Here is a 25,315-nt window from a genome sequence, read left to right on the forward strand (position 1 = left end):
CAGGCCTGCCAAGAACATCCCTTTCTCGATCCTTCTCTCACGACTTCGCCTCGGCGACACATCGCGAAACACGTCGAAACGACGATCCGCCCCGAAGGCTTCCGCCCGAGGGGCGTTCGGTCTTCAAGGGCTCCCCTTCGATCGAACCGACTTCCGCCGCCTCGCCACCGGGACGAGGATCGACGGCAAAGCCTCTCGGACGCTTCGCCGACCGCGAAACCGTCCACCGCCTCACGCGGGGTGGAGCAGCCCGGTAGCTCGTCAGGCTCATAACCTGAAGGTCGTCAGTTCAAATCTGGCCCCCGCAACCAAACACGAAAGCCCCTCCGGGAAAAAACCCGGAGGGGCTTTCGCGTTTCGGAAGGGCAAAAGGGCGGATGAGCGGGAGCACGTCACCCCGAGCACCGGCTCTCGCAGCGACGGCCTCGGAGAGCGTGGGCAGCGATGCCGACGTCGGTCGCTCGTGTCGGCACTTCACGGTTCGCCGGCGAAGCGGCTCTCTCCTTCCTCGGCCGGGGGATCGGATCCGCCGAAGGGCGGCGAGACCGGAACGCCAACTCCGACTGCTCCGGTCTTCGGGGATCAGGCCATGACGCGGCGGGCTCGGCGTGTGACGGCGAGCTCGCGTGCTGCGCGGTTGACCTGGTCGAGCGAACGGAAGATCCGACCCTCGAGGCCGTCGAAGGCGGGGGCGGAGGAGAAGAACTTGAAATCGCCCGGCTCACCGACCGCGACTCCCGCGGTCTGGTGGTGGACGTCGATGGCATAGGCGATGTGCATGGCGTCATTCGCCGCGTAGCTCGCGGCGTCCTCTGAAACGATGGCGAAGGGGGCTATCCGCCGTGAGCCGCTTCGTGCGCGGCCGTCCGGGCGGAGCGATCGGTGCGACGGACGGATCAGCGGTCGCTGCGACAGGTCGTGGACATGGGTACCTCCGAGGACGAGGAGCCCACGAAACCCTTCGTGGTGCTTTTAGCCTTGTTGACGCGGTGCAAGCTGCTCCGACAAATCCCGCGATCTCGGGGCGAAATCGCCCCGTCGATGGTTGCAGAATGCCCGCCGAGACGGGCTCCGTCGACGAACGGCGTTTCCGATATCCGTCCCGCGGGGAAAAAGTATACTTTCTTTGTGGACTATCTTTCGAGGCGCCGAGAGGCGGCTTCGCGCCACTCCCGGCGCCTTGCGCCACGCCGTCGCGCAAGGGCGGAGGCCTTTGAAAATCAAATCAGTTCCGGGTCTCGACTTTGGAACGTTCGACCACGCCGTCGGCCGCGTGTCGACCTAGACTGAGGGTTCATCGGGCGGATCCGCCCCGACGCGGAGGGACTCATGACCACGCTTCTGCTTCCCGGCCTCGACGGCTCCGGTCCCGGCCATTGGCAGCGCCACTGGGCCGACGAGGTCGCCGACACGGTGTTGGTCGACCAGGACGACTGGGCGCGCCCGGACCTCGAGCGCTGGCTCGCCCGCGCCGTCGCGGCGGTCGAGGCCGAACCCGGCGCCTTTCTCGCCGGCCACAGTCTCGGTGCCGTGTTGGCGGTGCATCTCGCCACGCGGCGACCCGATCTGCCGATCGCCGGTCTCCTGCTGGTCGCGCCGGCGGACGCCGACCGACGGGCGGCGGCGAATCCGCTCGTCGCCTCCTTCGCGCCGCTTCCGGTCGCCTCGCTCGGCTTCCCGGCGATCGTGGTGGCGAGCCGCAACGACCGTTGGATGTCGATCGATCGTGCACGCGTCCTCGCCGACATGTGGGAGGCGGGCTTCGTCGACATCGGCAAGGCCGGGCACATCAATGCGGAGAGCGACCTCGGCGTGTGGCCGGAGGGACTGGCGCTGCTCGATCGCCTGCGCCACATGGGCGGCGGCCTGACCGCGCGCCGAAGGGCGACGCGTTGACGGCGGGCGACGAGACGGGCGGCGGAGAGAACTCCCGCCGCCCGCTTCGTTCCGATCGGGCTTCCTGCCGGGTCCTTCAGCCGGCGGCGCGCGTCGCGACACCGGTCTCCTCGGCCGCTCCGCCGACCGAGCGGCCGTCGGCGAAGAAGATCCGCCAGCGCGTCGGCGCCAGCGTCAGTCGGTCGCCGATGGCGACGGCGATCTCCGGCGCCAGGTCGATCTCGACCGTCGTGCCGCCGTCGAGCGCGAGGTCGAGCCGGCGGGCGGTGCCGTGGCGGCGGGTGGCGACGACGATCGCGGAAGGCCCGCCGTCGCCGGTGCCGAGGCGCCAGTGCTGCGGCCGGACGAAGAGGGTCGCCGGCCCGGCGCCGAGGACGTCGACGCCGAGATCGAGGCGGGCGCCGCCGATCACCACCCGGCCGTGCTCGACGGTGACGGGGATGCGGCTGGCGTCGCCGATGAAGTCGAAGACGAAGGGCGAGGCGGGCGCGTCGTAGATCTCGTCCGGCGTGCCGATCTGTTCGATCCGCCCCTTGTTCAGCACCACCACCCGGTCGGCGAGTTCCAGCGCCTCGTCCTGGTCGTGGGTGACGAAGACGGTGGTGTAGCCGGTGTGGTCGTGGATCTCGCGCAGCCACTTGCGCAGATCCTTGCGCACCTGGGCGTCGAGCGCGCCGAAGGGTTCGTCGAGGAAGAGCACGCGCGGATCGACCGCCAGCGCCCGGGCGAGCGCCACGCGCTGGCGCTGGCCGCCGGAGAGCTGCGAGGGGTAGCGCTTGGCGAGCGTCGGCAGTTGGACGAGGTCGAGCAGTTCCTCGACCCGCCGCTTGATCTCGGCGCCGCTGGGGCGCTCCGACTTCGGCTTGACCGTGAGACCGAAGGCGATGTTCTCGGCCACCGTCATGTGGCGGAAGAGGGCGTAGTGCTGGAAGACGAAGCCGACGCGACGTTCGCGCACGGGAAGGAGCGAGGCGTCCTCCTCGCCGAAATGGACGGTCCCCGCGCTCGGCTGTTCGAGGCCGGCGAGCACGCGCAGCAGCGTCGTCTTGCCGGAACCCGACGGGCCGAGGAGGGCGAGGAGCTCGCCCGAGCGGATGTCGAGATCGAGCCCGTGGAGGGCGGGAAAGTCGCCGAAGTCCTTGGCGAGGCCGCGAATGTGAATGTCCATGGGTGCCTCAGTGCCGGGCCGAACGGGCGAGTTCGTCGCCGTATCGCCATTCGAGGAAGGTCTTGAGAACGAGCGTGACGAGCGCGAGGACCGCCAGGACCGAGGCGATCGCGAAGGCGCCGACGAAGTCGTACTCGTTGTAGAGGATCTCCACCTGCAGCGGCATGGTGTTGGTCTGGCCGCGGATGTGGCCGGAGACGACCGAGACCGCGCCGAACTCGCCCATCGCCCGGGCGTTGCAGAGAAGCACGCCATAGAGCAGGCCCCACTTGATGTTGGGCAGCGTCACCCGGGTGAAGATCGTCCAGCCCGACGCCCCGAGCGTCAGCGCAGCCTCCTCGTCGGCCGACCCTTGCGCCTGCATGATCGGGATCAGCTCGCGGGCGACGAAGGGGAAGGTGACGAAGATCGTGGCGAGGACCAGTCCGGGGACGGCGAAGATCACCTGGATCCCGTGCGCCTTGAACCACGGGCCGACGAGTCCGTTGGCGCCGAAGAGCAGCACGAAGACGAGGCCGGAGACGACCGGCGACACCGAAAAGGGCAGGTCGATCAGCGTGACCAGCAGGTTGCGGCCGGGAAACGAGAACCGGGTGATCGCCCAGGCGGCGGCGATGCCGAACACCAGATTGGCCGGCACCGAGATCGCCGCGACGAGAAGCGTCAGCCGGATCGCGGCGAGGGCGTCTGGATCGGCGAAGCTGGCGAAATAGGCGCCGAGCCCCTTGCGCAGGCCTTCGGTGAAGACCCCGGCGATCGGCAGGGCGAGCACCAGCGCGAGGAAGGCGATCGCCAGGGCGACGAGGACGCGGCGCGCCCCGGCGGTCTCGCCGATCGGCGGCGGCACCGGCAGCGCCCGCGGGCGGGGCGGATCGAGCGGAAACGTCTGGTCGGTCGCCATCACCACCTCTTCTCGGTCCAGTGTTGCAGGGCGTTGATCGCGAAGAGCAGGGCGAAGGAGACCGCCAGCATGACGACGGCGATGCCGGTCGCCCCGACGTAGTCGAACTCCTCGAGCTTGATGACGACGAGCAGCGGCGCGATCTCGGTCAGCCCCGGCATGTTGCCGGCGATGAAGACGATCGAGCCGTATTCGCCGACGCCGCGCGCGAAGGCGAGCGTGAAGCCCGTCAGTACCGCCGGAACGAGCGGCGGCAGCAGCACGCGGAAGACGGTCGCCGCCCGGCTCGCGCCCAGCGTCGCGGCGGCCTCCTCGACCTCGCGGTCGAGGTCGGCGAGGAGCGGCTGCACCGTGCGCACGACGAAGGGCAGGCCGACGAAGACCAGCGCCACCACGACGCCGAGGCGGGAATAGGCGACCTCGATGCCGATCGGCTCGAGGAACGACCCGATCCAGCCGTTCCTGGCGAAGAGGGCGGCGAGCGTGATGCCGGCGACCGCGGTCGGCAGCGCGAAGGGCAGGTCGACGGCGGCGTCGACCAGACTGCGGCCGGGGAAGCGGTAGCGCGTCAGCACCCAGGCGACGAGCACGCCGAAGACGGCATTGATCGCCGCCGCGATCAGCGCCGCGCCGAAGGAGAGTTCGAGCGCGGCGAGCACGCGCGGGCTCGCGAGCAGCTTGGCGAATCCGTCGATGCCGAGGCCGGATGCCTTCAGCACGAGCGCGGCGAGCGGGATCAGCACGACGAAGGAGAGCCAGACCACGGTCCAGCCGAAGGCGAGGCCGAACCCCGGCAGGACGCCGGAGACGAGCGGCGCGCGACGCGGAACGGTACGGGGGGAGGCGGGGACGTCGGTCATGGAGCGCCTTCGCAGGTGTCGATCACGCCGACGACCTCGGACCGAGCCGAGGTCGCCGTCTCACGCGCCGGCGCGGGTCAGTTCGCCGGCTTGTAGAGCTGGTCGAAGGTGCCGCCGTCGCCGAAGTGGAAGGCCTGCGCCTTGCCCCAGCCGCCGAACAGCGGATCGTCGATCGAGATCAGCTCGACCTTCGGGAAGCGGTCGAGCAGCGCCTTGTCGACGCCGGCGGGGTTCGACGGGCGATAGTGGTGCTTGGCGGCGAGGTTCTGACCCTTCTCCGAATAGAGGAAGGCGAGATAGGCCTCGGCCTGCTTGCGGGTGCCCTTGGCGTCGACGACGCCGTCGACCAGCGCCACCGGCGGCTCGGCGAGGATCGAATAGGGCGGTACGACGATGTCGAACTTGTCGGCGCCGAACTCGTCGAAGACGAGATAGGCCTCGTTCTCCCAGGCGAGCAGCACGTCGCCGAGACCGCGCTGGGCGAAGGTCGTGGTCGAGCCGCGGGCACCGGTGTCGAGGACGGGGACGTGTTTGAACAGCTCGGCGATGTAGGCGCGGATCTTGGCGTCGTCGCCCTTGTATTCCCTGGCCGCCCAGGCCCAGGCGGCGAGGTAGTTCCAGCGCGCGCCGCCCGAGGTCTTCGGGTTGGGCGTGATCACCTCGACGCCGGGCTTCACCAGATCGGACCAGTCCCTGATGCCCTTCGGGTTCCCCTTCTTGACGAGGAAGAGGATGGTCGAGGTGTAGGGCGAGGAATTGTTGGCGAGCCGCTTCTGCCAGTCGGCCGGCAGCTTGCCGGTGTGCTTGGCGATGGCGTCGATGTCGGCGGCGAGCGCCAGCGTCACCACGTCGGCGTCGAGGCCGTCGATGACCGAACGCGCCTGCTTGCCCGAGCCGCCGTGTGACGCCTTGATGGTGACCGTCTCGCCGGTCTTGGCCTTCCATGCGTCGGCGAAGGTCTGGTTCACCTCCTTGTAGAACTCCCGGGTGGGGTCGTAGCTGACGTTCAGGAGCGCGGTTTCGGCGCGCGCGAAGACCGTGGTGGCGAGAACGACGCCGAAGGCGGCGCCGACGATCGCGAGATCGCGGAGGCGTCGGCCGCGCCGGGCGGACGAGGGGAGCAGGGAACGCGCGTTGGTAGCCGGCATGCTGATCTCCGAGGGATCGAGGACATGCGATAAAAGCTATAGCATCGATGGACTATGTCTATTCCATAGATTTCGGACGATTGGAAGTGCGTTTCTCGTAGGGGGTGTCGGCCGGAACGGTGTTTCGCGCGAACCGCCGCGAGCCCTCGCCCGGAGAAAATGCTCCTGCTACGGGCGGCGAGGTACCGGGAGGGCGGCGGCTTCGGCCGGCGCCGGGCGGGCTCAGACGTAGGCGGAGACGGTCCGGCCGGCGATGACGACGGCGAAGCCGACGAGGGCGATCGAGGCGATCCTCGGCACCCATGCGGCGGCGGCGCTGCCGCCGTGGCGGCGGATGCGGTGTCCGAGGTGGAGCCAGGTGAGGCCGGCCGCCAGCACGACGCCGGAGAAGCCGGCGGTCCAGAGCGCGAGCGCGGCGAGGCCGTCGTGCGGCATCAGGACGAAGGCGAAGATCGCCGCCTTGGGATTGAACAGCGTGGTGAGGAAGATGCGTCCGGGCGTGATCACGCGCGAGGTCGCCTCCGCCTCCTCGCTGCGCCACAGGCAGCAGCCGAGCAGAACCAGATAGGCGGCGAGGCCGAGGCGGATCACCGGCGCGACCAGGGGCACGGCCTCGACCAGCAGGCCGCCGACCAGCCACAGGAGGTTGGTCGAGACGAGGTATCCGGTGAGTTCGGCGACGGCGAGACGCAGCGGCGGAGCCCCGCGCGCCGCGGCGCCGGCGGTGGCGAGCAGGGCATTGGTCGGGCCCGGCACGAACAGCACGAGCGCGGCACCGGTGAGGGCCGAGACGAGGTCCGCCGTCATCCGGCCGCTCCGGTCGGGCTCGTCGCGCCGCGGGCATCGTCGATCTTCGCCGCCATGTCGGCGAGCGACAGTGCGTCCAGCACGCCGGCCATGGCGTCGCGTACCTCGAGCATGGTGAGGCGCACGGCGCAGGCGGTCAGGTCGTGGCAGTCGTCGCAGGGCTGGTAGGCGGTGCGGCTGGCGCAGGCGATCGGGGCGAGCGGCCCGTCGAGGGCGCGGATGATCGAGCCGACCGGGATCTCCGCCGCCGGTTTCGCCAGGCCGTAGCCGCCGCCCGGCCCCTTCTTCGAGCGGACGAAGCCGGCATTGCGCAGATCGAGCAGGATCGCGTCGAGGAATTTCTTGGAAATGGTCTCGGCCGCCGCGATCTCGGCCGACTGCGCCATCCCCCCCGGCGTCAGCCGGGCGAGATGCACCATGGCCTTTAGGCCGTATTTCCCCTTGTTGGTCAGCACCGCGAACGCCTCCGATCTTCCTCTCGATAGTCGTTCACCCGGTGACGATCAATATGCCTCGCTCGCCGACGCCGCGGCTCCCGACCGTGCCGCGGACGCGATCGCTCGTCGTTCACGCCCGCGGCGGGGGGCTCTCGTCCGGCGGAACCGCTGCACGGGGGGGCGTCGTCGTCCGCCGACGGGTCACGCCTTCTTGGCGCGGTCGATCCAGTCTGCGAAGGCGGCGAGATAGGACTTCATGAACTCCGCCGTCTTCGGGTCGGCGAAGCCGCCGGTGGGCGCGAACATCGTGCCGGCGCCGCCGAGATAGGCCTCGGGCTGTTGCAGGGTCGGCATGTCGAGGAAGACGAGCGACTGGCGCAGGTGGTGATTGGCGCCGAAGGCACCGAGCGTGCCGGGCGTCAACGAGATCACCGCGGCGGGCTTGCCGGCCCAGACGCTGGCGCCGTAGGGACGCGATCCGACGTCGATCGCGTTCTTCAGGGCGCCGGGGACGGAGCGGTTGTATTCGGGGGTCACGAACAGTGCCGCATCGGCGGGCTTCACCGCCGCGCGAAAGGCGGTCCAGGCGACGGGCGCGACGCCTTCGTCGAGGTCGGGATCGTAGAGCGGCAGATCGCGGATCTCGACGAGCGACAGGTCGAGGCGATCTTCGCCCAGCCCGCCGAGCGCGGCGGCCAGTTGCCCGGTGAAGGCATGCTTGCGCAGGCTTCCGACGATGACGACGACGTTGTGTCTGGACATGTCTCTTCCTTTCGTTGGCGCATGGACCGCGTGACGGCGGGGGTTCGACGACCCGCCGTGCCGATGCCGATGCCGATGCCGATGCCGGCGACGCCGAACGCGAAACGCCCGCCCGACGGTCTCCCGTCGGGCGGTGCTCTTCGGCGATGCCGATGGCCTCACATCTTGTCGACGGCCTTCGCGAGCTTCGCCTTGCCGGCGCCGACGGCCTTCTGCAGGTCGCCCTTGGCTTCCTGGACGACACCTTCGGCCTTCAGTCGGTCGTCGTCCAGGATCTTGCCGGCGACCTGCTTGGCCTTGCCGGCGGCTTCGTTGGCGTAGCCCTTGATCTTGTCGGTGGTGGCGCTCATGGGACGTTCCTTTCGTCGTTTCCGTCGTTGGGATCTGGTCCATCGCTTCGTGATGCCGTGCTTCGCGGCTTCTGCGGTCGACTGTCCCCACAACGCCCGACGTGCGGGAACGGTTCCCGATGCGACGGGATATTCGATGCGGCCGGTTCGCCGATCGCGACGGCGGGAGGGAACTTCTCGCGCGTCCGCGCGTTCCTCGGACGAGGGCGCTCGAAGATCGCCCACCACCAACCACGAGGGTTCTCATGACTCGTCAGATGCTCGTCGCCATCGTCGTCGTCCTCGTCGTGGCCGTCGGTGTCCTCGGCTGGCAACTCCACGAAGAGCGCAAGCAGCCGGACGGGGTCGAGATCTCGATCGGCAACAACGGCATCTCGGTGAAGGAGAAGTGATTTGAAGACCTCGGCCGATGCCTTCGAGGCGCTGCGACGCCTCGAAGGGGAGCTGGTCGACGGGCGACGGCTGAAGGTCGGTGATCTGGTCGACACGCTCGGCACGGCGGGCTTTCCGCTGCTGTTCATCGTGCTCGCCCTGCCGCCCCTGATCCCCGTGCCCGGCCCCTGGGGCATGGCCTTCGGGACGCTCGTGGTGATCGCCGCGATCCAGTGCGCGTGGGGCTTCGATCGTCTGCGTCTTCCGAACGCCTTCGCCGAGTTCGCGTTGCCCGCGGGCGCTCTGCGGGTGGTGTTGCGGAAGGTGCTGCCGGTTCTCGACGGACTGCGCCGGCTGTTCCGGGCCGGGCGCCGACAGGAGCTGGCGGGCGACGGCGCGCGACGCGTCGCCGCCGTCCTGATCGCACTCCTCGGCTTCGCCGTCGCCCTCCCGATCCCGCTCGGCAACGTGCCGCCGGTCGTCGCGATCGTCGCGGTCGCCGTCTCCCTGCTGATGCGTGACGGGGTCGCGCTCGCCCTGTCCGGCCTCGTCGGACTGGCGGCGATCGCCTGGACGATCGCGCTCCTGTTCGTCGGCGCGAGCCTGATCGAGGGCCTGTTCGATCTGGTGGGAGGGCGGCTCGCATGACCGGACGCCGACGCGCGCTGGTCGTCGCCAACGAGAACGCCCGACGCGGTGCCGAGGTGCTCGCTCCGGCGCTCGAGGCGCTCGCTCGAAACGGCATCGAATGCGTGCGGGTGCAAGGCCGCGACGCGCGCGAGCTTCGCGAGCGGGTGTCGGCCCTCGCCGACGAGGCCGACATGATCGTCGCCGTCGGCGGAGACGGCACGGCGAACTCGGTCGCCGCCGCCGCGCTGGCGACCGGCCTGCCCATCGGGCTGGTGCCGGCCGGAACCGGCAACGATCTCGCCCGAACGCTGTCGCTGCCGCTCGCCCCCGCGGCGGCGGTGCAGGTGATCGCCGAGGGCAGGGCGCGTCGCGTCGACCTCGGCGAGGTGAACGGCCACGTCTACTTCAACGTCGCCAGTCTCGGTCTGTCGGTCACGCTCGCCGATCGACTGGAGAGCGGCGTCAAGCGTCGGTTCGGCCGCCTCGGCTATCTCGTCGCGCTCCTGCGCGCGATCGTCGACGCACGGCCGTTCCGCGCCACCATCCTGACGGAGACGGGCGAGACGATCGCGGTCGAGACACTCCAGATCGCCGTCGGCAACGGACGCCACTACGGCGGCGGCATGGTGGTGGAAGAGACCGCCGCCATCGACGACGGGCGGCTCGATCTCTATTCGCTCGAATTCCCGGCGGTGTGGAGACTGCTCGGCATCGCCGGCTCCTTCCCGCGAGGCCGGCACGGAGTGAGACCCGAAGTGCGCGCCCTGAGCGGAACGCGCTTCGAGATCCTGACGCGACGTCCGCGCTCGATCAACGTCGACGGCGAGGTTCTGACCCGCACGCCGGCGGTCTGTCGCGTTCTCCCCGGCGCCGTCCGCATCTTCGCGCCCGGAACGAAATCACACGCTCCGCGTTGAAACCCCGGACCCACGAACAGAGGAGACCAAACATGTCCCGAACGTTCATGATCTCCGCGGTGATCTACATGATGGTCCAGGCCGTCACCTTCGGGGTCGGCGCCCTCCTGCTTCTGGCGACGCCGCTCGCCGCGCAGGCCGAGGGGCTCTTCCCGTGGATGGTGCTGGCGACGTTCCTCGTCTCGGTCCCCGTGACCTGGGCTCTCGCCCCGCGCCTGAAGGCGCGGAAGGAGATCGGGCTGCCGATGGACGGCGTCTGATCGCCCGACCGGCGGGCCGTGCTCCGACCGGGAGCACGGCCCCGTTCCGTTTCGCGTGCCGAGCCGGGGAGAGGGAAGGATGCGACCGCTCAGGACCATCGTCGCCGCGGGCGCCGCCTTCGTGCTCGGCGCCGGACTGGGGCTCCTTCGGCGGCGCACGGCGGCCGACGACGCGCCCGCCGTGCCGTCGACCGTCGCGCGCGGACGGGCGATCCTGAGATCGGCGATCGACGACGGTCTGCTCTCGGTGTCGGCCGCGATCGCCTTCTATGCGCTGTTGTCGCTGGTGCCGGCGCTGTCGGTGCTGGTGTCGGTCTGGGGGCTGATCTGGCAGCCCGCCGACATCCCCGGCCAGCTCGCGACGATCGACCTGCCGCTGCCCCTGGAACTGCGCACCATCGTCGTCGAACAGGCGACGCGCCTCGCCGCGACCTCGTCCACCGCCCTGTCGTGGACCCTCGTCGGCTCGCTCCCGATCGCCGTCTGGAGCGCCAATGCGGCGGTGAAGGGCATGTTCGAGGGGCTCGGGCGGACGTGGGGTCTGCCGGAGACCCGCTCGTTCCTGCGGCTCAACCTCGTCACGATCGGCTTCACCCTGACGGCCGTCGCCGTGGTGGTCGCGACGCTGTTCGCCTTCGCGCTCTTTCCGGTTCTCTCCGAACGCGCCGGCGGCACGCCGACGGCGACGGTGCTCGGCCTCCTGCGTTGGCCGATCCTGCTCGGCCTCGGCTTCGGCGCCATCGTCTCGCTCTATCGCTTCGGTCCCGACCGGAGGCCGCCCCGCGCCGCGCTCCAGGTGCCGGGAGCTGCCTTCGCGACCGTCGCCTGGAGCGCGGCCTCCGCCGCCTTCTCCTGGTATGCGACGACGATCGGTTCCTATTCGGCGACCTACGGTTCGCTCGCCGGTGTCGTCGTCGTGCTGACCTGGGCCTGGGTCTCGGCGATCATCGTCCTCGTCGGGGCGGAGATCGCCGCCGACGCGGAACGGCGGGCGGCCGACGCCCCGTCTCGGCATCGCGCCTCTCTCACCAGATCGTGGACGAAGGCCAGTTTCGCCTCGATCTTCGGCGTCAGCACGAAGGGATAGACGTCGGGCTGGCCGAGCGAGCGATTGACGGCGTTGACCGCCACCGTCAGGCGCGGCCAGGCCGTCGCCAGGGTGCGGAAGTCGGCTTCGCGGTAGGGGTCGAAGTCGACCTCGAGCGCGTGCGTGTCGGCCGCACGCCCCTGCGGCGAGAGCGCGATGCCGAAGGCCGACGCGGTGTCGAGGGCATCCACCATGTGCATGTGATGGGCCCAGGTCTCGGCGAAGTCCTCCCAGGGGTGCGACGAGGCATAGGCGCTGACGAAGGCCTCCTGCCATCCGATCGGCGGTCCGCCGTCGTAGTGCCGGTGCAGCGCCGTCGCATAGTTGGCGCTCTCGTCGCCGAAGACGGCGCGAAAGGCGTCGATCCGTCCACCGTCGCGCACGAGTCGGTCCCACCAGTAGTGGCCGATCTCGTGGCGCAGATGGCCCAGCAACGTCCGGTAGGGTTCGCCCAGCCGCGTCCGCCGCGCCTCGCGCTCGACGTCGTCGGCCTCGGTGACGGCGAGCGTGACGATCCCGTCGGCGTGACCGGTGACGACCGGCTTCGCCGCGCCGCCCGGTTCCCCGACCTCGGCGAGATAGTCGAAGGCGAGACCCGCCACGGGATCCTCGGCTCTGGTCGGACAGGCGAGCCCCCAACGGCGCAGGGAATGAAAGAGATGGCGCTCGGCGATGCCGATCCGCCGCATGCCCTCGACGGCTTCGACATCGTCGAGCGGGGGGATCGTCCGGTGATGGCGACACACGTCGCAGAGAGTGTCGAAGCCGTCGGCGGCGAGGATGCGATTGCACCCGAACGGATCGGCATTCGCGCAGAGGCGCCAACGACCGCCGTCGCGAACCGAGATCCAGACGCCTTCGCGCGGCAAGAGGGCCGTCGGCCGGTCCGTGTCCGGGCGAAAGCCCAACCGATGGCCGCAGGCGAGGCAGGCGGTATTGTCGTAGTGCACGACGTTGGCGCATTCGTCGCAGGAGAAGAGGCGCACGTGGGCCCTCCTTGGAAGGTCGAACGCCTCTGTCGAGGCACGGCGGCGGCACGAGGCCCCGCCGCGAACGATACTCCATCATTGCGGGGCGACACGACGACGACGCATTTCGGCATCGCCGCGGCGGCGTCGACTTTCCCCCACGGACGAGACACGGCGAGGCCGCCGCCCGTCTCCGGGCGGCGGCCTCGCCGTGTCGCCTCAGCGGTAGCGGCAGACGCGACGGTCCAGGGTGTCGGACCACCAGCAGGTCTTGCCGTGACCGCGCGGGCGGGTGGCGTCGGCGATCACCGCACCGGCCGCCGCGCCGGCGACGCCGCCGACGACGGCACCGCCCGCGGTGCCGGAGGCCACGCCGCCGATGATCGCACCGCCGGTGCCGCCGATCAGCGCGCCGTCGAGCATGCGCTGGTCGCGCGGATTGGCGCAGGCGCCGAGCGTGAGGGCGACGGCGAGGGTGGAGAACAGGGCGACGCGCTTGGGAGCCGGGGCCGACGAGAGATTCATGGTGTCACCTTCGATTGGTCGGGTTGCGGGGCGGAACGGTCGAGACGCGTCGGACGCGTCAGCGATAGAAGATCGCGATCAGGATGATGATCGGGATCGGCACGCCGAGGAGCCAGAGCAGGAGGCCGCGAGTCATGACGAGATCCTTTCGACAGTGATCGTTCGCTCGAGGACAGCCGTTCCCCGTCGCGAATCCACCCGTCCGGTGGCGCGTCGTGGTCGGCTCGTTTCGGTCTCGAACCTTGCCGAGACAACGCCGGTCGGCGGTCGCCGGTTCCCGGGACGTGGCGAAAAATGCCGTGGCGCCGACCGTGGCCGACAGGGGAACCGGAACCGGTCCGCCGGCGTTGTGCGATCAATCCAACAGAGGAGATCCTCTCATGTTGCACTGGTCGCTCGTCTTCCTCGTCGTTGCGCTGATCGCGGCCGTGTTCGGCTTCGGCGGCATCGCCAACACCTCCGCCGGCATCGCCAAGATCCTGTTCGGCCTGTTCCTGATTCTCTTCCTCATCTCCTACGTCTCCCAGCTGGTGCCGGGCGCCTGAGGACGATCGGGATCTTCGAACCGAGAGGGCGTCCCCGGGCGCCCTCTTTCGCCGAAGGGCCGGGTGCCGTCGTCATCGACGAGGCCGACGGCGTGATCCGCCGCGGCCTGGCGCGACTGCTCACACCTTCGGTCGGTTCCACGTCGAAGATCCGGTCGCGGAGGGAACCGGACGGCGCGTGGTGCGTTGATCGGTACGAACGGCGGTCGCGACGGGACATCCCCGACGGGTGGACGGATCGGGCATGCCGCTCCATGTTGCGCGGGACACTCCCTGCGTCGGCCCACGAGTACCGAGAGAGCAACGGTCCGCATGATGGTCTTCCGGCGCCCGTTCGCCGCCTACAACATCCTCCTGCTCGGCATCGGGGCGGCGGCGTTGTTCGCCATCGTCGCCGCCGCCTTCGTCTTCTCGGCCAGAACCCGAGAGCAGTCGGGCGAAGCCCTGCGGGCGGCGCGGGTCGATCGCCTCGTGCTCGAGTTCATCTCCGATCTGGTCGACGCCGAGACGGCGCAACGCGGCTTCATCATCACCTCGAAAGAGAGCTATCTCGCGCCCTACGTCACCGCGCTCGAGGAATTCGAGAAGGATGCGGCGGAGCTGCGCGAACGGGCTCGCGAGTTGGACGGCGGCAGGCTCTTCGACGTCGCCGAGATCGATCGCACGATCGACGTCGGTCGCCGCAAGATGGAGCTGGTGAAGACCAACCTCGCCGAATTCCGTGCCGGCCATCTCGACGACATCAGGCTCGTGATCGCCTCCGATGCCGGCAAGAAGCTGATGGACGAGGTGCGGTCTCAGGGTGGGGCGCTGCGCGAACGGGCCGCCCGTCACCGCATGGACAGTGCCGCCGGCATGCGCGAAGCCGCCGCCTCGCTGACGACGATGATCTCGCTGGGCGCGGCGATGATCGTCGTCCTGGCGGTCGGTGCGACCCTGCTCATCCGCCGTCACATGAACGAGATCGAGCGGGCCCGGCGGGACCTCGCGGAGATCAACGAGGCGCTCGAGGAACAGGTGCGCGAGCGGACAGCCGGCGTGATGCGGGCGAACGAGGAGCTGCAGCGCTACGCCTACATCGTCAGCCACGACCTGCGCGCGCCGCTCGTCAACATCATGGGCTTCACCGCGGAACTGGAGGAATCGACCCGGACGATCCGCGAGCACTTCGAGATCGCTCCGCTCGACCGCGCGGTCCCCGGCAATCGCGACGTCGTGACCGCCGTGGAAGAGGACATCCCCGAGGCGCTGGGGTTCATTCGGTCCTCGACCGCCCGCATGGACGGGCTGATCAACGAGATCCTGAAGCTCTCGCGCGCCGGGCGGCGCCTGCTCGAGCCGGAGGCGCTCGACGTCGAAGCCGTCGTGCGGGACTGCATCGCCTCCATTCGGCATCGCTTCGACGAGGCCGGGGTGCAGGTCGAGATCGAGGGCAGGCTGCCCGCGATCGTCTCCGACCGCGCCGCCCTGCAACAGGTCTTCACCAATCTCCTCGACAATGCCGCGAAGTACCTCGTCGACGGGCGTCCCGGGCGGATCGTCGTCAGGGGGCGGATCGAGCGGTGGAACGCGATCTTCGAGGTCGAGGACAACGGTCGGGGCATCGCCGCCGCCGACCACGAACGCATCTTCGAGCTCTTTCGTCGCGCCGGCCCGCAGGACCGCCCCGGCGAAGGCATCGGCCTCGCCCACACCCGAGCGCTGGCACGCCGTCTCGGCGGCGACGTGACGGTGGTGAGCGACGGTACGAGTGGTACCCTGTTTCGCGTGGTCGTCGCCAAGGACCTCGCGCCGCGCATCCGGAGAGGTGACACGTGATCCGAGAACCCAAACCCGTCGTCATCGTCATGATCGAGGACGACGAGGGTCATGCCCGGCTGATCGAGAAGAACATCCGGCGGGCCGGCGTGACGAACGAGATCGTCGCCTTCCGCGACGGGACGACCGCGCTCGCCCATCTGCTCGGTCCGGACGGCAGTGGTGCGGTCAGCGCCGGGCGCTCGCATCTCGTGCTGCTCGATCTCAACCTGCCCGACATGACCGGGATCGACATCCTCGCCCGCATCAAGTTCAACGAGCACCTCAGGCGGTCTCCGGTGATCGTGCTGACGACGACCGACGACCAGCGCGAGATCCGGCGATGCTACGATCTCGGCGCCAACGTCTACATCACCAAGCCGCTCAACTACGACAGTTTCGCCAACGCGATTCGCCAACTGGGTCTGTTCCTGTCGGTCATGCAGATCCCGGAGGTCGACTGACTTGCCCTACGGCACCGAACTGGGCGGATCGATCACGGTTCTCCACGTCGACGACGATCCGGCCCTGTGCGCGCTGGTTCGCAGGGCTCTGGCGCGTCGCGGGCACACCGTCGTCGGCGTGGCGACCGGCGAGGAGGCGCTCGCCATGCTCGCCGAGGGCGGCGTCGACGTGGTGGCGCTCGACCACTCGCTCGCCGGGGAGACCGGTTTCGACATCCTCGCCCGTGTCGGTTCACGCGACCGCAGGCCGCCGATCGTCTACGTGACGGCCTCGGCCGATGCCCGGCTCGCCGTCGAGGCGCTGAAGAACGGCGCCGACGACTACGTGATCAAGGACACGTCGACCGACTTCTTCGATCTTCTGATCGCGGCGCTCGAACAGGCGTTCGACCGCTGGCGGCTGAGACGGGCGCGGGTCGAGAACGAGCGGGCGGTGCGCGAGGCGCGGGACCGCGCCGAACTGCTCCTCAAGGAGGTCAACCACCGAGTCGCCAACTCGCTCGGCCTGGTCGCGGCGATGGTGCGGATGCAGGCCTCGATCCTCGACGACGAGCGGGCGAAGCATGCGCTCCAGGAGACGCAGAACCGGATCGCCGCCGTCGCCGGTGTGCACCGCCATCTCTATGCGTCGCAGAACGTCGGCGAAGTCGAGATCGCCGCCTATCTCGGCCACCTCCTGCAGGAGCTCGGCACGGCGATGCGGGGCGAAGGCGCGATGCACGACATCGTCACCGAGTTGGCGCCGATCGTCATCAAGACCGATCGCGCCGTCTCCCTCGGCGTCATCGTCGGCGAGCTGGTGACCAACGCCTTCAAATACGCCTATCGCGACGGCGCGACCGGCGAGATCCGCGTCGGCGCGGTCGAGGACGACGATCGGGTCGTCGTCACCGTGGCCGACGACGGCGTCGGCTGGGACGGAACCGGGGAGGTTCACGGGACCGGGCTCGGTTCCAAGATCGTCCGGGCGATGAGCCGCAATCTCGATGCCGACATCACCTGGAGCCGCGGCGCGGTCGGAACCGTGGTGACGGTCGCGTTTCCCCGGTGTGTCGCCGAATCCGAGCCCGACGACGAATCCCGCCGAACCTGAACGCAGACGGGCGGTCGCCGTGCGGCGACCGTCCCTTCTCTCCGCTTCCCGTCCCGGCGCCCCCAATTCGCGAGCCGCCGTGGCGAGGGCGTCGTCGGCCGACGTCAGTCGACGGCGAAGGTGTCGGACGGCGCGGTCGGGCGATGGAAGGCGACGGCCCAACCGCCGGACCTGCCGGAGGCGGTTCCTTCCGACGCGCCGGGCTGGAACATCTCGCTCGGCGGGCCGCCGGCGGTGGTCTTCACCACCACGGTACAGGCTTCGGGCGGGCAGCCGTCCGCTGTCGGGACTTCGGGACGAGACGCTCTCTCCTTCGCGATCGAGAGGCCGACGAGGGCGCCGCCGGTCGCGAAGGTCAGGGTCAGGCCGAGCAGGGCCGTGGCGAAGGATCGGATACGCATGGGATCGCCTCCTGTCTTCGTTGTGTCTGCCGAAGTCTCGGACGTCTGTGGAGACAACGCTCGTCGTCGCATCCGGTTCCCGGCAACCGTGAATCCCGGGGCCGGGCCGGCGCGACGGCGTGGTTCAGTCCTCCCGGTGCGCCAGCCAGAATCCGATGCCGGCGGCGACGACCACGGCGGCGAGGCCGGTGTGGCGGAGCGCCAGCGACACCGCCGGCGGGCCGAGCGTGACCATCGCGCTGGTCTTCACGGCGCGCGCCACGTCGCGACGCGTCCGACGCAGGACGAGGATCATCGCGACGACCGCCGCGACGACGAGGGCGAGGGCCGAGACCGCCACGACGAGCGCGGCGGTCTCGGGATCGAGGCGACGTGTCAGCGCGATCTCCGCGGCGCGCCCGGCGAAGCCGAGCGCGACGAGGAGCGCCGCCGCCGCCAGGATGCCGAAGGCCGTGAGCAGAGCGCCGCGGCGTCGGACGAGGGCGACGTCGATGCCGACGAGCCGGGACATTCTCATCCGTGTCGACCGGGACGGGTGGCGAGGCCGAGCAGGATGCCGACGCCGGCGGCGATCGCGAGAGCGGTGACCGGACGCTTGGCGACCTGATCGGCGATCGAGTCGAGACCGTCCCTGCCCATGCTCCGGGCGTCTTCGACGAGCGCGCCGATGCGATCGGCGGTGGCGGCACCCGCCGCCTCGACCGCATCGCTCGCCGTGCCCGCCTTTTCGCCGGTGGCGGCGGCGAAGTCGTCGACGATGCGGCGCATCTGGGCGAGGGCCTCGCGGGCCGAGGCGGCGATCGCCTCGACCTGCGCGGCGACGGTCGCACCGGCCTCGCGGGCATCGGCGCCGGTGGCGGCCGCCTCGGCGGCGGCGTCCTCGGCGACGGTCGCGACCTTTCGGATGACGGTGGACTGGGCCATGGCGGTCTCCTCTCTCGTTCGAAGCGGGTGGAAGGGGGATCTCCGGCGGTTTCGACGACCGCCGGCTCGATGGGACAACGAACGAAGTCCCGTCGGGTTCCCCGTTCTCGTCGCGACATCGATCCGGGAACCTTCGCCGGTTCCGGGAATTGGGGTTCCGACGGCGCGATCGTCTTCGCGGCGCGACGAGGAGAACGCCCTTGAATCTTCCCGAACGAAACCCGATCGCCGTCGTTCCGGCTCGCGGACGCAGTCCGAGCGAGATCGCCCTCGTCGGCCTCTTCGGGCTCGCCCTGGTCGTCGCGCTGCATGCGGCGGCTTCGCTCGTCGTGCCGATGATCGCCGCCGTCGTGTTCGGTTCGGTGATCGCGCATGTCGGCGACCGCGTGCAGCGCTTCGGACTGCCGCCGCTGGTCGGCGGCATGGCGCTCGTCGTCGTCTCCGGCTTCGGTCTGTTCGTCCTGGTCGATGCGGCCGCGGAAGCGATCTCCGGTGTGGGAGAGCGTCTGCCGGACATGATCCATCGGGTCGAGACGCTGTTCGGACGTCTGCTCGAGCCCCTGATCACGTTGCGGACGCGCGTGGTGGGGTCCGGCTCCGTCCTCGGCGGTGCGGGGGCGACCTCGGGGCTGGAAGGGATCGCGTCGTCGATCGATCTGGCGTCGGTCACGGGGGTTCTCGGCGGCCTGACGCCGGCTCTGGGCGAGATCGCGATCTTCTTCCTGACCCTCGCCTTCTTCGTGGCGGGCCGGGCCGATCTCCGGCGCCGCGCCATTCTCGCCTTCGTCGACCGCGACCGGCGGCTGTCGGTCATCCGGGTGATGAACGCCGGCGAGGCCGCGCTGGCGAGCTATTTCGGCACGACGGCGATCGTCTATCTCGGCGTCGGTCTCGCGACGGCGGGTCTGGCCTGGGCCGGAGGGCTGACCAACCCGGCGCTCTGGGGCATCCTGACGTTCCTCGTCAGCTTCGTGCCGTTCCTCGGCGCGGCGCTGGTGACGTTCTCGCTTCTCGCCGCCGGCCTCCTCGCCCACGACACGCCGTTGGCGGCGATCTGGCCGGCCGGCGCCTTTCTCGCCGTCCACCTCGTGGCGGAGAACGGCGTCGTCCCGGCCCTCCTCGGCCGTCGATTCGAGATCAATCCGTTCCTCGTCTTCGTGGCGATCGTCGTCGGAACCTGGATGTGGGGTGCGCTCGGCGCCGTGCTCGCCATGCCCCTGGTGCTGCTCGCCCGGACTCTGGCCGAGGAGTTGACGAACGACCCGCGCCCGACGCTGCCCGGCTGACGCCGCCGCGGCCGAACCGACCGCTCCGGACGCGAGAAGGGCCCCGGAGCGATCGTGCTCCGGGGCCCTTCTCGTGCTCGAATACCCGGGACGTCGAAGGTGGCGGCGGGCCGGTCAGACGCCCGAAGCCATCGACGAGCGATCGGTGCCGTACGACGCGAAGCCCGATCCGATCTCGTCGAGCGAGTCGATGGACAGCGCCTGCATCAGCTTCGTCCGCGCTCGGTTGACGCGGCTCTTGATGGTTCCAACGGCGCATCCGCAGATCTCTGCCGCCTCCTCGTAGGAGAAGCCGGAGGCACCGACGAGGATCAGCGCCTCGCGCTGGTCCGGGGCGAGCCGATCGAGGGCGGAGCGGAAGTCGTCGAGGTCGAGATGGCCGTGTTGACCCGGAATCGAGACCAGGCGGGCGGCGGCCTCGCCGTCGACGTCCTGCACTTCCCGCCGCGCCTTGCGATACTGGCTGAAGTAGGTGTTGCGCATGATGGTGAAGAGCCATGCACGCAGGTTCGTCCCCGCGGTGAAGGAGCCCTGCGAGGCCCACGCCTTCATGAGGGTCTCCTGGACCAGATCGTCTGCCTTGTCGTGGCTGCCGGAGAGCGAGATCCCGAAGGCGCGCAGCGCCGGGAGCTCGGACAGCAGAGCCGTCTTGAGCGCGGTGATGGCCGTCATTTCGCCTCGCTTTCCGACTTCGCGCCGAGGGCGGCGCGCTCCTGCCTCTCGAGCTGGTCCAGCAGAGCGGTGAGCTTGTCCGGAACGGGCTCGGAGAGAATGGAGTCGTAGAACTCGCGCAGTTTCTCCCCCAGATGTGCCTCGACGGGCGCGCCGAGCGGCGGATTCTGCGACGGGGACTGCTTGCGGTGCGACATGGGTTGGTTCCTGCGGGGTCTTCGGAGTTCCGTCGGGATCGGTGGAGATCTCTCCGGCCACAACGCGCCCGCCGACGAGGAGTTCCCGCAAGGACGCGTTTTTTCGCGAGCCGAGGGAACCGAAGGATCTCTCCTGCGTTCGGACCGGTACAGACTACGATAGGGATCGTCGTCCTCAGTCGGGAAAGTGCTCCATGTCCATCACCGCCCTGATCGCCCCGCAGTTGCCCTTCCTGCGTCGCTATGCTCGCGCCCTGTCGGGCAGCCAGGCGAGCGGCGACGCCCATGTCGTGGCCATGCTCGAGGCGCTGGTCGCCGATCCGGACGGTTTCGACCGCACCGTCGAACCGCGTCTGGCGGCCTATCGCTGCTTCTCGACGATCTGGAACGCCAATCCGATGAACCGCATCGCCGAGACCCTCGACGACGGCGCGGCGGCGGCGGACCGGCATCTGGAGGCGCTCACCCCGCTGCCCCGTCAGGCGTTCCTGCTGACGGCGGTCGAGGGATTCTCGCCGCGGGACGCGGCGCTCGTCCTCGGGGTCGACGCCGAGACACTCGTCGAACTGCTGGACGAGGCGTCGCGTCGGATCGGCGAACAGGTCTCGGCCAGCGTGCTGGTCATCGAAGACGAGCCGATCATCGCGATGGACCTCGAGTCGCTCGTCGAATCGCTCGGACACACGGTGGTGGGCAACGCCCGCACCCGGAAGGAGGCGGTGGAGATCGCCCGTCGCACCCGTCCCGGACTGGTGCTCGCCGACATCCGCCTCGCCGACGGCTCGTCCGGCCTCGACGCCGTCAACGAGATCCTCACCGAGTTCGACGTTCCGGTGATCTTCATCACCGCCTATCCGGAGATGCTGCTCACCGGCACGCGTCCCGAGCCGACCTTCCTCATCGCCAAACCGTTCCGCGAGAACACGGTGAAGGCGGTGGTGTCGCAGGCCCTGTTCTTCGGTACGACGGCCTCGGCGGGGGTTCGCCGCTCGGCGTGATCCCGCCTGTCCGCGGTCGGGAGAGAGATCGGTGGCACCCGAAGCACTCATGGGACTCCGTTTCATCGTCGACACGGCGACGTTGCTCGCCTGCGCCTCGATGACGGCCGCGCTCCTCTGGTATCTCGTCGCCATCCGTGGGCGTCTCGGCGGTCTCGCCGGGGCGACCACGGTCATGGCGATGTTCGTCGTCGCCCTCGCCGTGACCCAGCTCGGACGCTATGCCCTCATCGGTGCGCCGAACAGCGTCGCGCTGTTCTACGTCGAGGCCGTGGCCGCCGCCCTGATGACGACGATGGCCATCGTCGTGTGGTTCCTGGTGCCCCGCCTGGTGTCGCAACCGACCCGCTGCGAGCTCCTCGAGGCCAATCGCCGTCTCGCCGAGGAACAGGCGGCGCGTCAGGCCCTGATCGAACAGATGCGCGGGCTCAACGGGGAACTCGAGCGAAGGGTCTCGGTGCGCACCCGCGAACTCGAGGTCGCCCGCCGCCGGTTCGAGATCGCCCTCGAGGGTACGCCGATCTCCGTCACCCAGCAGGATCGCGACCTGCGCTACACCTGGGCCTACAATCCGCCCAAGGGCCTGACCGAGACCGACCTGATCGGCCGACAGGCCGAAGAGGTCGTCCCGAGCGTCACCGCCGACGCGATGAGCCGCGTGCGACGGCGAGTGATCGAGACCGGTGTCGCCGAACGGTTCGAGGTCGGCCTGCCGCGCGTCGACGGCGAGGCGTGGTTCGAGGGGCGCGTCGAGCCGCTCGTCGAAGGCGGCGAGATCGTCGGCGTCACCACGGTCTCGATCGACATCACCGGTCACCGCAACCACGAGCGCGACATTCGCGAGATGCTGCGCGAGCTGACCCATCGCTCGAAGAACCTCCTCGCCGTCGTCCAAGGCATCGCCCGGCAGAGCGCGGCGCTGCACGAGGGAAGCGCCAAGACCTTCCTCGCGCCGTTCGAGGGCCGCCTTCAGGCCCTTTCGCGGGTTCACGAAATTCTCGTCGAGGAGAGCTGGCGGGGGGTTCCTCTGCGCCGTCTCGTCGAGGGCGAGATCAGGGCCGTCGGAGAGGCGCTCGCCGTTCGGATCGACGGCGCGGATCGACTGTTGTCGCCCGAAGCCGCCCAGAGCCTCGCTCTGGGGTTGCACGAACTGGTGAGCGACGCGGTGGCGACCGCGTGCGCCGGCACCGACGTCACATGGGGCGAGCAGGACGGGCGCTTCGTCCTGCGATGGGCGCGGTCCGGACCGCCGGCGCGGCTTCTCGGCGACGCCTATGGTCGGACGCTGCTGGAGCGACACCTGCCCCGCGCCCTGGCCGGACGCGTCGATCTCGACATCGGCCCGGCGGGGACGATCTGCCGTCTGGATGCGGACCCGGCCTTCCTCTGACCCGTGCCTCACATGATCTCGCGGATGAAGGTCATGATGGCGCGGACCGCGGGCGGCGGGCGGCGGGTGGCGGTGAGCAGGATGAAGTCGACGTGCGGCAGCGGCGGCAGACCGTCCGTCGCCTGCAGCGTCGCCAGACCGTCGGGAACGAGGCGGCTCGACTGGGCCGAGATGCCGAGCCCGGCGGCGATCGCGGCGCGCAGGCCGCCGAGGCTGCCGCAGGTGCAGGCGACGCGCCAGGGGACGCCGGCGGCGTCGAGTGCCTCGAGGACGAGCGCACGGGTGATGCTCGGCGGCGGATAGAGCACCAGCGGCAGGGCCGCGCCGGCGGTGGCGGACCAGTCGGGCGCCGCCAGCCAGACCAGCCGGTCGTGCCAGACGGTGACGCCGCGCTCGTCCTGCGGGCGGCGCTTGGCGAAGAGGAGATCGATCGCGGCATCGTCGAGCAGGGCGTGCAGCTCGGTCGACAGGCCGACGCGCAGCTCCAGGTCGATCGAGGGATAACGCGCGGAAAAGCGCCGCAACACGTGCGGCAGCAGCGGCGACAGCGCGAAGTCCTCGGAGACGCCGAAGCGGATGCGACCGCGCAGCTCCGACGCGGCGAAATAGGCGCGGGCGCGCTCCTGCGCCTCGACGATGCGGCGGGCGAGATCGACGAAGGCCTCGCCGTCGACGGTCGGGGCGACGCGGTGGGTGTCGCGGGTGAAGAGGCGGCGGCCGGTCTCCTGCTCGAGCCGACGGACGTGCTGGCTGATGGTCGACGGACCGACGCCGAGCCGGCGGGCCGCGGCGGTGAAGTTGCCCTCCTCGACGATGGCGAGAAAGGTCGCGACCAGATGCGGATCGAACATGATGGTGTTCTCGAAACGTGAATACCGATTGCATGGTATGCACGGTTCCGCATCATCGCCAAGCGCGGCATCCTCGCTCGTCGGCCGCACGATCCCGCGCGGCGTCGCAGCGCGAGGACACCCCCATGTCGACGGGACGCATCACCGCCGCCATCCGCCGGTTCGCGCCGGATCCCTTCACGATCGGCCTGATCGCGACGCTGATCGCGGCGAGCCTCTGGCCGGCGAGCGAGGCGATGGCGCCGACGGTGGCGCGCGCGACCGACGTCGCCATCACGGTGATGTTCTTCCTCTACGGCGCCAAGCTGGCGCCGAGCCGGGTGATCGAGGGGATCGCGCACTGGCGGCTCCAGTCGCTGATCTTCGGCGCGACCTGGCTGCTCTTTCCCGTCCTCGGCCTGATCCTGGCGCAGATCCTGCCGGCGGTGACGTCGCGCGACATCGTCATGGGGCTGGTGTTCCTGACGCTGCTGCCCTCGACGGTGCAGTCGTCGCTCGCCTTCACCTCGATCGCCGGCGGCAATCTGCCGGCCGCCATGTGCGCCGCCACCTTCTCCAACATCGCCGGCACGGTGCTGACGCCGCTGTGGGTCGCCGCCGCGCTGTCGCTGCAGGGCGACGCCGACACCTGGAGCGCGATCGGCGAGATCGTGCGGCTGATCGTCGTCCCCTTCGCCGTCGGACAGGTGGTGCGGCCGTGGCTCGCCGGATGGGTGGCGCGGCACGGGCGGCTGCTGGCGATCACCGACCGCGGCTCGATCCTGCTGATCGTCTACGGCGCCGTCGGGCGGGCGGTCAGGCTCGGCATCTGGTCGCGGCTCGAGGCGAGCGATCTCGTCGTCGTCGTGGTGGTCGAGGCGATGCTGCTCGCCGGCATGATCCTGACGATCGGTCGGGCGGCGCGGTTCGTCGGTCTCGATCGCGGCGACGAGATCGCGGCGGTCTTCTGCGGCGCCAAGAAGAGCCTGGCGACCGGCGTGCCGATGGCGGGCGTGTTGTTCGCGCCGGAACAGGCCGGACTGGTGCTGGTGCCGGTGATGCTGTTCCACCAGATGGAACTGATGACCGGCGCCTGGCTGTCGCGGCGCTACGCGCGCCGACATGCGTCGCCGTCTCCGTCGGCCGAGCCGATCGGAACGGCGACCGCCGCCGAGGGCGGCTGAATGTCACAAGTGCATCACGCCGAGGCCGAGACGCTCGTGATTGGTTTCCGGCAGGAAGGCGGATTCGCCGTAGGCGGCGACCACCAGCCAGGTGGAATCGGCGGCGAGCGCCACCTTCACCTTGAGGCTGCTGTCGCCCGGGATCGGCGGAATGAGGCCGCCGAGCGCCTCGAGGCCGGCGTGGATCAGGGCATGGGTGGCGCCGGGCGTGTCGCGCACGACGCCCGCCTTCATCGCCGCGTTGACGATCGACCGCGGGAAGGACCGGTTGATGTCGGTCTTGCGACCGCTGACCCAGGTCACCGCGACGCGGACCTTGCTCTCCTGCGAAATCTGCGCCTTGATCGCCTCTTCCTCGTCCTTCGACGACATGGCGAGAAGGACGGCGAGCTTGCCGAGGCGGTCGGCTTCCAGCGCGATCTTCATGACTGTTGCTCTCCCCGAGG

Annotated in this window: 31 protein-coding genes, 1 tRNA gene and 1 pseudogene; 15 read left to right on the top strand and 18 right to left on the bottom strand. The window is 69.8% G+C overall.

What is annotated here, in order from left to right:
• The first annotated feature begins 234 nt into the window (after nt 1-234).
• Nucleotides 235-311: transfer RNA gene (locus tag ACT541_RS17340), tRNA-Met, on the top strand.
• Between the two features lie 271 nt (nt 312-582).
• Here the strand turns inward: ACT541_RS17340 and ACT541_RS17345 are convergent.
• Entirely contained in the window at nt 583-780 is a 198-nt protein-coding gene (locus ACT541_RS17345) for a hypothetical protein (protein WP_476138356.1), read from the bottom strand.
• Nucleotides 781-1,329: 549 nt separating this feature from the next.
• On the opposite strand from ACT541_RS17345, the gene ACT541_RS17350 reads away from it, so the two are divergent.
• Nucleotides 1,330-1,896, top strand: coding sequence for an RBBP9/YdeN family alpha/beta hydrolase (locus ACT541_RS17350; protein WP_476138357.1), 567 nt, complete (start codon nt 1,330-1,332; stop codon nt 1,894-1,896).
• Between the two features lie 76 nt (nt 1,897-1,972).
• Here the strand turns inward: ACT541_RS17350 and ACT541_RS17355 are convergent, their stop codons facing one another.
• The 8 genes from ACT541_RS17355 to ACT541_RS17390 all read right to left on the bottom strand — a co-directional run bounded on the left by ACT541_RS17355 (nt 1,973) and on the right by ACT541_RS17390 (nt 8,329).
• Nucleotides 1,973-3,064 carry a sulfate/molybdate ABC transporter ATP-binding protein gene (locus ACT541_RS17355; protein ID WP_476138358.1) on the bottom strand — a complete coding sequence of 364 codons (1,092 nt, stop codon included), beginning with the start codon at nt 3,062-3,064 and terminating at the stop codon, nt 1,973-1,975.
• A gap of 7 nt (nt 3,065-3,071) precedes the next feature.
• The gene (cysW, locus tag ACT541_RS17360; RefSeq protein WP_476138359.1) at nt 3,072-3,965 is read right to left on the bottom strand and encodes a sulfate ABC transporter permease subunit CysW; all 894 of its coding nucleotides are present in this window, start codon (nt 3,963-3,965) and stop codon (nt 3,072-3,074) included.
• Nucleotides 3,965-4,825, bottom strand: a complete 861-nt coding sequence (gene cysT / locus ACT541_RS17365) for a sulfate ABC transporter permease subunit CysT (RefSeq protein WP_476138360.1) — start codon at nt 4,823-4,825, stop codon at nt 3,965-3,967. Before cysT ends, cysW begins: the two co-directional genes overlap by 1 nt.
• 77 nt (nt 4,826-4,902) lie before the next feature.
• Entirely contained in the window at nt 4,903-5,973 is a 1,071-nt protein-coding gene (locus ACT541_RS17370) for a sulfate ABC transporter substrate-binding protein (RefSeq protein ID WP_476138361.1), read from the bottom strand.
• A gap of 222 nt (nt 5,974-6,195) precedes the next feature.
• The gene (locus ACT541_RS17375; protein WP_476138362.1) at nt 6,196-6,780 is read right to left on the bottom strand and encodes a LysE family transporter; all 585 of its coding nucleotides are present in this window, start codon (nt 6,778-6,780) and stop codon (nt 6,196-6,198) included.
• On the bottom strand, nt 6,777-7,235 hold the full coding sequence (locus tag ACT541_RS17380; RefSeq protein ID WP_476138363.1) for an RrF2 family transcriptional regulator: 459 nt from the start codon (nt 7,233-7,235) through the stop codon (nt 6,777-6,779). The genes ACT541_RS17375 and ACT541_RS17380 overlap by 4 nt, the downstream gene beginning before the upstream one ends.
• Nucleotides 7,236-7,418: 183 nt before the next feature.
• Nucleotides 7,419-7,979, bottom strand: coding sequence for an NADPH-dependent FMN reductase (locus ACT541_RS17385; protein ID WP_476138364.1), 561 nt, complete (start codon nt 7,977-7,979; stop codon nt 7,419-7,421).
• Between the two features lie 158 nt (nt 7,980-8,137).
• Entirely contained in the window at nt 8,138-8,329 is a 192-nt protein-coding gene (locus ACT541_RS17390) for a CsbD family protein (RefSeq protein ID WP_476138365.1), read from the bottom strand.
• A gap of 245 nt (nt 8,330-8,574) precedes the next feature.
• Here ACT541_RS17390 and ACT541_RS17395 point away from each other — a divergent pair, with 245 nt between their 5' ends.
• From ACT541_RS17395 to ACT541_RS17415, 5 genes and pseudogenes are all read left to right on the top strand, one after another.
• Complete coding sequence (locus tag ACT541_RS17395; RefSeq protein WP_476138366.1) at nt 8,575-8,721, top strand: hypothetical protein; 147 nt, start codon at nt 8,575-8,577, stop codon at nt 8,719-8,721.
• A 1-nt stretch (nt 8,722) separates the two neighbouring features.
• The gene (locus ACT541_RS17400; protein WP_476138367.1) at nt 8,723-9,349 is read left to right on the top strand and encodes an exopolysaccharide biosynthesis protein; all 627 of its coding nucleotides are present in this window, start codon (nt 8,723-8,725) and stop codon (nt 9,347-9,349) included.
• On the top strand, nt 9,346-10,248 hold the full coding sequence (locus ACT541_RS17405) for a lipid kinase (protein WP_476138368.1): 903 nt from the start codon (nt 9,346-9,348) through the stop codon (nt 10,246-10,248). The genes ACT541_RS17400 and ACT541_RS17405 overlap by 4 nt, the downstream gene beginning before the upstream one ends.
• Before the next feature lie 32 nt (nt 10,249-10,280).
• Nucleotides 10,281-10,508, top strand: a complete 228-nt coding sequence (locus ACT541_RS17410) for a hypothetical protein (protein WP_476138369.1) — start codon at nt 10,281-10,283, stop codon at nt 10,506-10,508.
• A 79-nt stretch (nt 10,509-10,587) separates the two neighbouring features.
• A pseudogene (locus ACT541_RS17415) lies at nt 10,588-11,439 on the top strand (YihY/virulence factor BrkB family protein); the annotation flags it as partial.
• Here the strand turns inward: ACT541_RS17415 and ACT541_RS17420 are convergent.
• Together ACT541_RS17420 and ACT541_RS17425 are read right to left on the bottom strand one after the other, a co-directional pair.
• Nucleotides 11,397-12,581 (bottom strand): zinc-binding metallopeptidase family protein, encoded by a 1,185-nt coding sequence (locus ACT541_RS17420; protein ID WP_476138370.1) that lies wholly within the window; start codon nt 12,579-12,581, stop codon nt 11,397-11,399. The pseudogene ACT541_RS17415 and the gene ACT541_RS17420 sit on opposite strands and share 43 nt — an antisense overlap.
• A 201-nt stretch (nt 12,582-12,782) precedes the next feature.
• Nucleotides 12,783-13,088: a hypothetical protein gene (locus ACT541_RS17425; RefSeq protein WP_476138371.1), complete on the bottom strand. Its 306-nt coding sequence runs from the start codon at nt 13,086-13,088 to the stop codon at nt 12,783-12,785.
• 380 nt (nt 13,089-13,468) lie between these two features.
• Here ACT541_RS17425 and ACT541_RS17430 point away from each other — a divergent pair, with 380 nt between their 5' ends.
• The 4 genes from ACT541_RS17430 (at nt 13,469) to ACT541_RS17445 (ending at nt 16,987) form a co-directional block, all read left to right on the top strand.
• Entirely contained in the window at nt 13,469-13,633 is a 165-nt protein-coding gene (locus tag ACT541_RS17430) for a DUF1328 domain-containing protein (RefSeq protein WP_476138372.1), read from the top strand.
• A 312-nt stretch (nt 13,634-13,945) separates the two neighbouring features.
• On the top strand, nt 13,946-15,451 hold the full coding sequence (locus tag ACT541_RS17435) for a sensor histidine kinase (RefSeq protein WP_476138373.1): 1,506 nt from the start codon (nt 13,946-13,948) through the stop codon (nt 15,449-15,451).
• 29 nt (nt 15,452-15,480) lie between these two features.
• Nucleotides 15,481-15,894 (top strand): response regulator, encoded by a 414-nt coding sequence (locus ACT541_RS17440; RefSeq protein ID WP_476138499.1) that lies wholly within the window; start codon nt 15,481-15,483, stop codon nt 15,892-15,894.
• A gap of 1 nt (nt 15,895) precedes the next feature.
• Nucleotides 15,896-16,987, top strand: a complete 1,092-nt coding sequence (locus ACT541_RS17445; RefSeq protein ID WP_476138374.1) for a sensor histidine kinase — start codon at nt 15,896-15,898, stop codon at nt 16,985-16,987.
• A 104-nt stretch (nt 16,988-17,091) separates the two neighbouring features.
• On the opposite strand, the gene ACT541_RS17450 is transcribed toward ACT541_RS17445, so the two are convergent.
• From ACT541_RS17450 to ACT541_RS17460, 3 genes are all read right to left on the bottom strand, one after another.
• A complete protein-coding gene (locus ACT541_RS17450) occupies nt 17,092-17,388 on the bottom strand; it encodes a hypothetical protein (protein ID WP_476138375.1) in 297 nt (98 codons plus the stop codon).
• Nucleotides 17,389-17,512: 124 nt separating this feature from the next.
• Entirely contained in the window at nt 17,513-17,899 is a 387-nt protein-coding gene (locus tag ACT541_RS17455; RefSeq protein WP_476138376.1) for a hypothetical protein, read from the bottom strand.
• Between the two features lie 2 nt (nt 17,900-17,901).
• The gene (locus ACT541_RS17460) at nt 17,902-18,312 is read right to left on the bottom strand and encodes a hypothetical protein (protein WP_476138377.1); all 411 of its coding nucleotides are present in this window, start codon (nt 18,310-18,312) and stop codon (nt 17,902-17,904) included.
• Between the two features lie 200 nt (nt 18,313-18,512).
• Between ACT541_RS17460 and ACT541_RS17465 the strand changes: the two genes are divergently transcribed.
• On the top strand, nt 18,513-19,598 hold the full coding sequence (locus ACT541_RS17465; RefSeq protein WP_476138378.1) for an AI-2E family transporter: 1,086 nt from the start codon (nt 18,513-18,515) through the stop codon (nt 19,596-19,598).
• A 114-nt stretch (nt 19,599-19,712) separates the two neighbouring features.
• On the opposite strand, the gene ACT541_RS17470 is transcribed toward ACT541_RS17465, so the two are convergent.
• Nucleotides 19,713-20,270, bottom strand: a complete 558-nt coding sequence (locus ACT541_RS17470; protein ID WP_476138379.1) for a sigma-70 family RNA polymerase sigma factor — start codon at nt 20,268-20,270, stop codon at nt 19,713-19,715.
• A complete protein-coding gene (locus tag ACT541_RS17475; protein ID WP_476138380.1) occupies nt 20,267-20,467 on the bottom strand; it encodes a NepR family anti-sigma factor in 201 nt (66 codons plus the stop codon). Before ACT541_RS17475 ends, ACT541_RS17470 begins: the two co-directional genes overlap by 4 nt.
• Before the next feature lie 194 nt (nt 20,468-20,661).
• On the opposite strand from ACT541_RS17475, the gene ACT541_RS17480 reads away from it, so the two are divergent.
• Together ACT541_RS17480 and ACT541_RS17485 are read left to right on the top strand one after the other, a co-directional pair.
• On the top strand, nt 20,662-21,465 hold the full coding sequence (locus tag ACT541_RS17480; RefSeq protein ID WP_476138381.1) for a response regulator: 804 nt from the start codon (nt 20,662-20,664) through the stop codon (nt 21,463-21,465).
• 49 nt (nt 21,466-21,514) lie between these two features.
• Nucleotides 21,515-22,855 (top strand): sensor histidine kinase, encoded by a 1,341-nt coding sequence (locus tag ACT541_RS17485; protein WP_476138382.1) that lies wholly within the window; start codon nt 21,515-21,517, stop codon nt 22,853-22,855.
• An 8-nt stretch (nt 22,856-22,863) separates the two neighbouring features.
• Here ACT541_RS17485 and ACT541_RS17490 read toward each other — a convergent pair whose 3' ends face one another.
• Nucleotides 22,864-23,706: a LysR substrate-binding domain-containing protein gene (locus ACT541_RS17490; RefSeq protein ID WP_476138383.1), complete on the bottom strand. Its 843-nt coding sequence runs from the start codon at nt 23,704-23,706 to the stop codon at nt 22,864-22,866.
• A 125-nt stretch (nt 23,707-23,831) separates the two neighbouring features.
• On the opposite strand from ACT541_RS17490, the gene ACT541_RS17495 reads away from it, so the two are divergent.
• Nucleotides 23,832-24,869 carry a bile acid:sodium symporter family protein gene (locus ACT541_RS17495; RefSeq protein ID WP_476138384.1) on the top strand — a complete coding sequence of 346 codons (1,038 nt, stop codon included), beginning with the start codon at nt 23,832-23,834 and terminating at the stop codon, nt 24,867-24,869.
• 3 nt (nt 24,870-24,872) lie between these two features.
• Here ACT541_RS17495 and ACT541_RS17500 read toward each other — a convergent pair whose 3' ends face one another.
• Nucleotides 24,873-25,295 (bottom strand): HutP family protein, encoded by a 423-nt coding sequence (locus ACT541_RS17500; RefSeq protein ID WP_476138385.1) that lies wholly within the window; start codon nt 25,293-25,295, stop codon nt 24,873-24,875.
• Nucleotides 25,296-25,315: the final 20 nt, after the last annotated feature.

It is taken from the genome of Pinisolibacter sp. DMC100 (assembly GCF_056313705.1).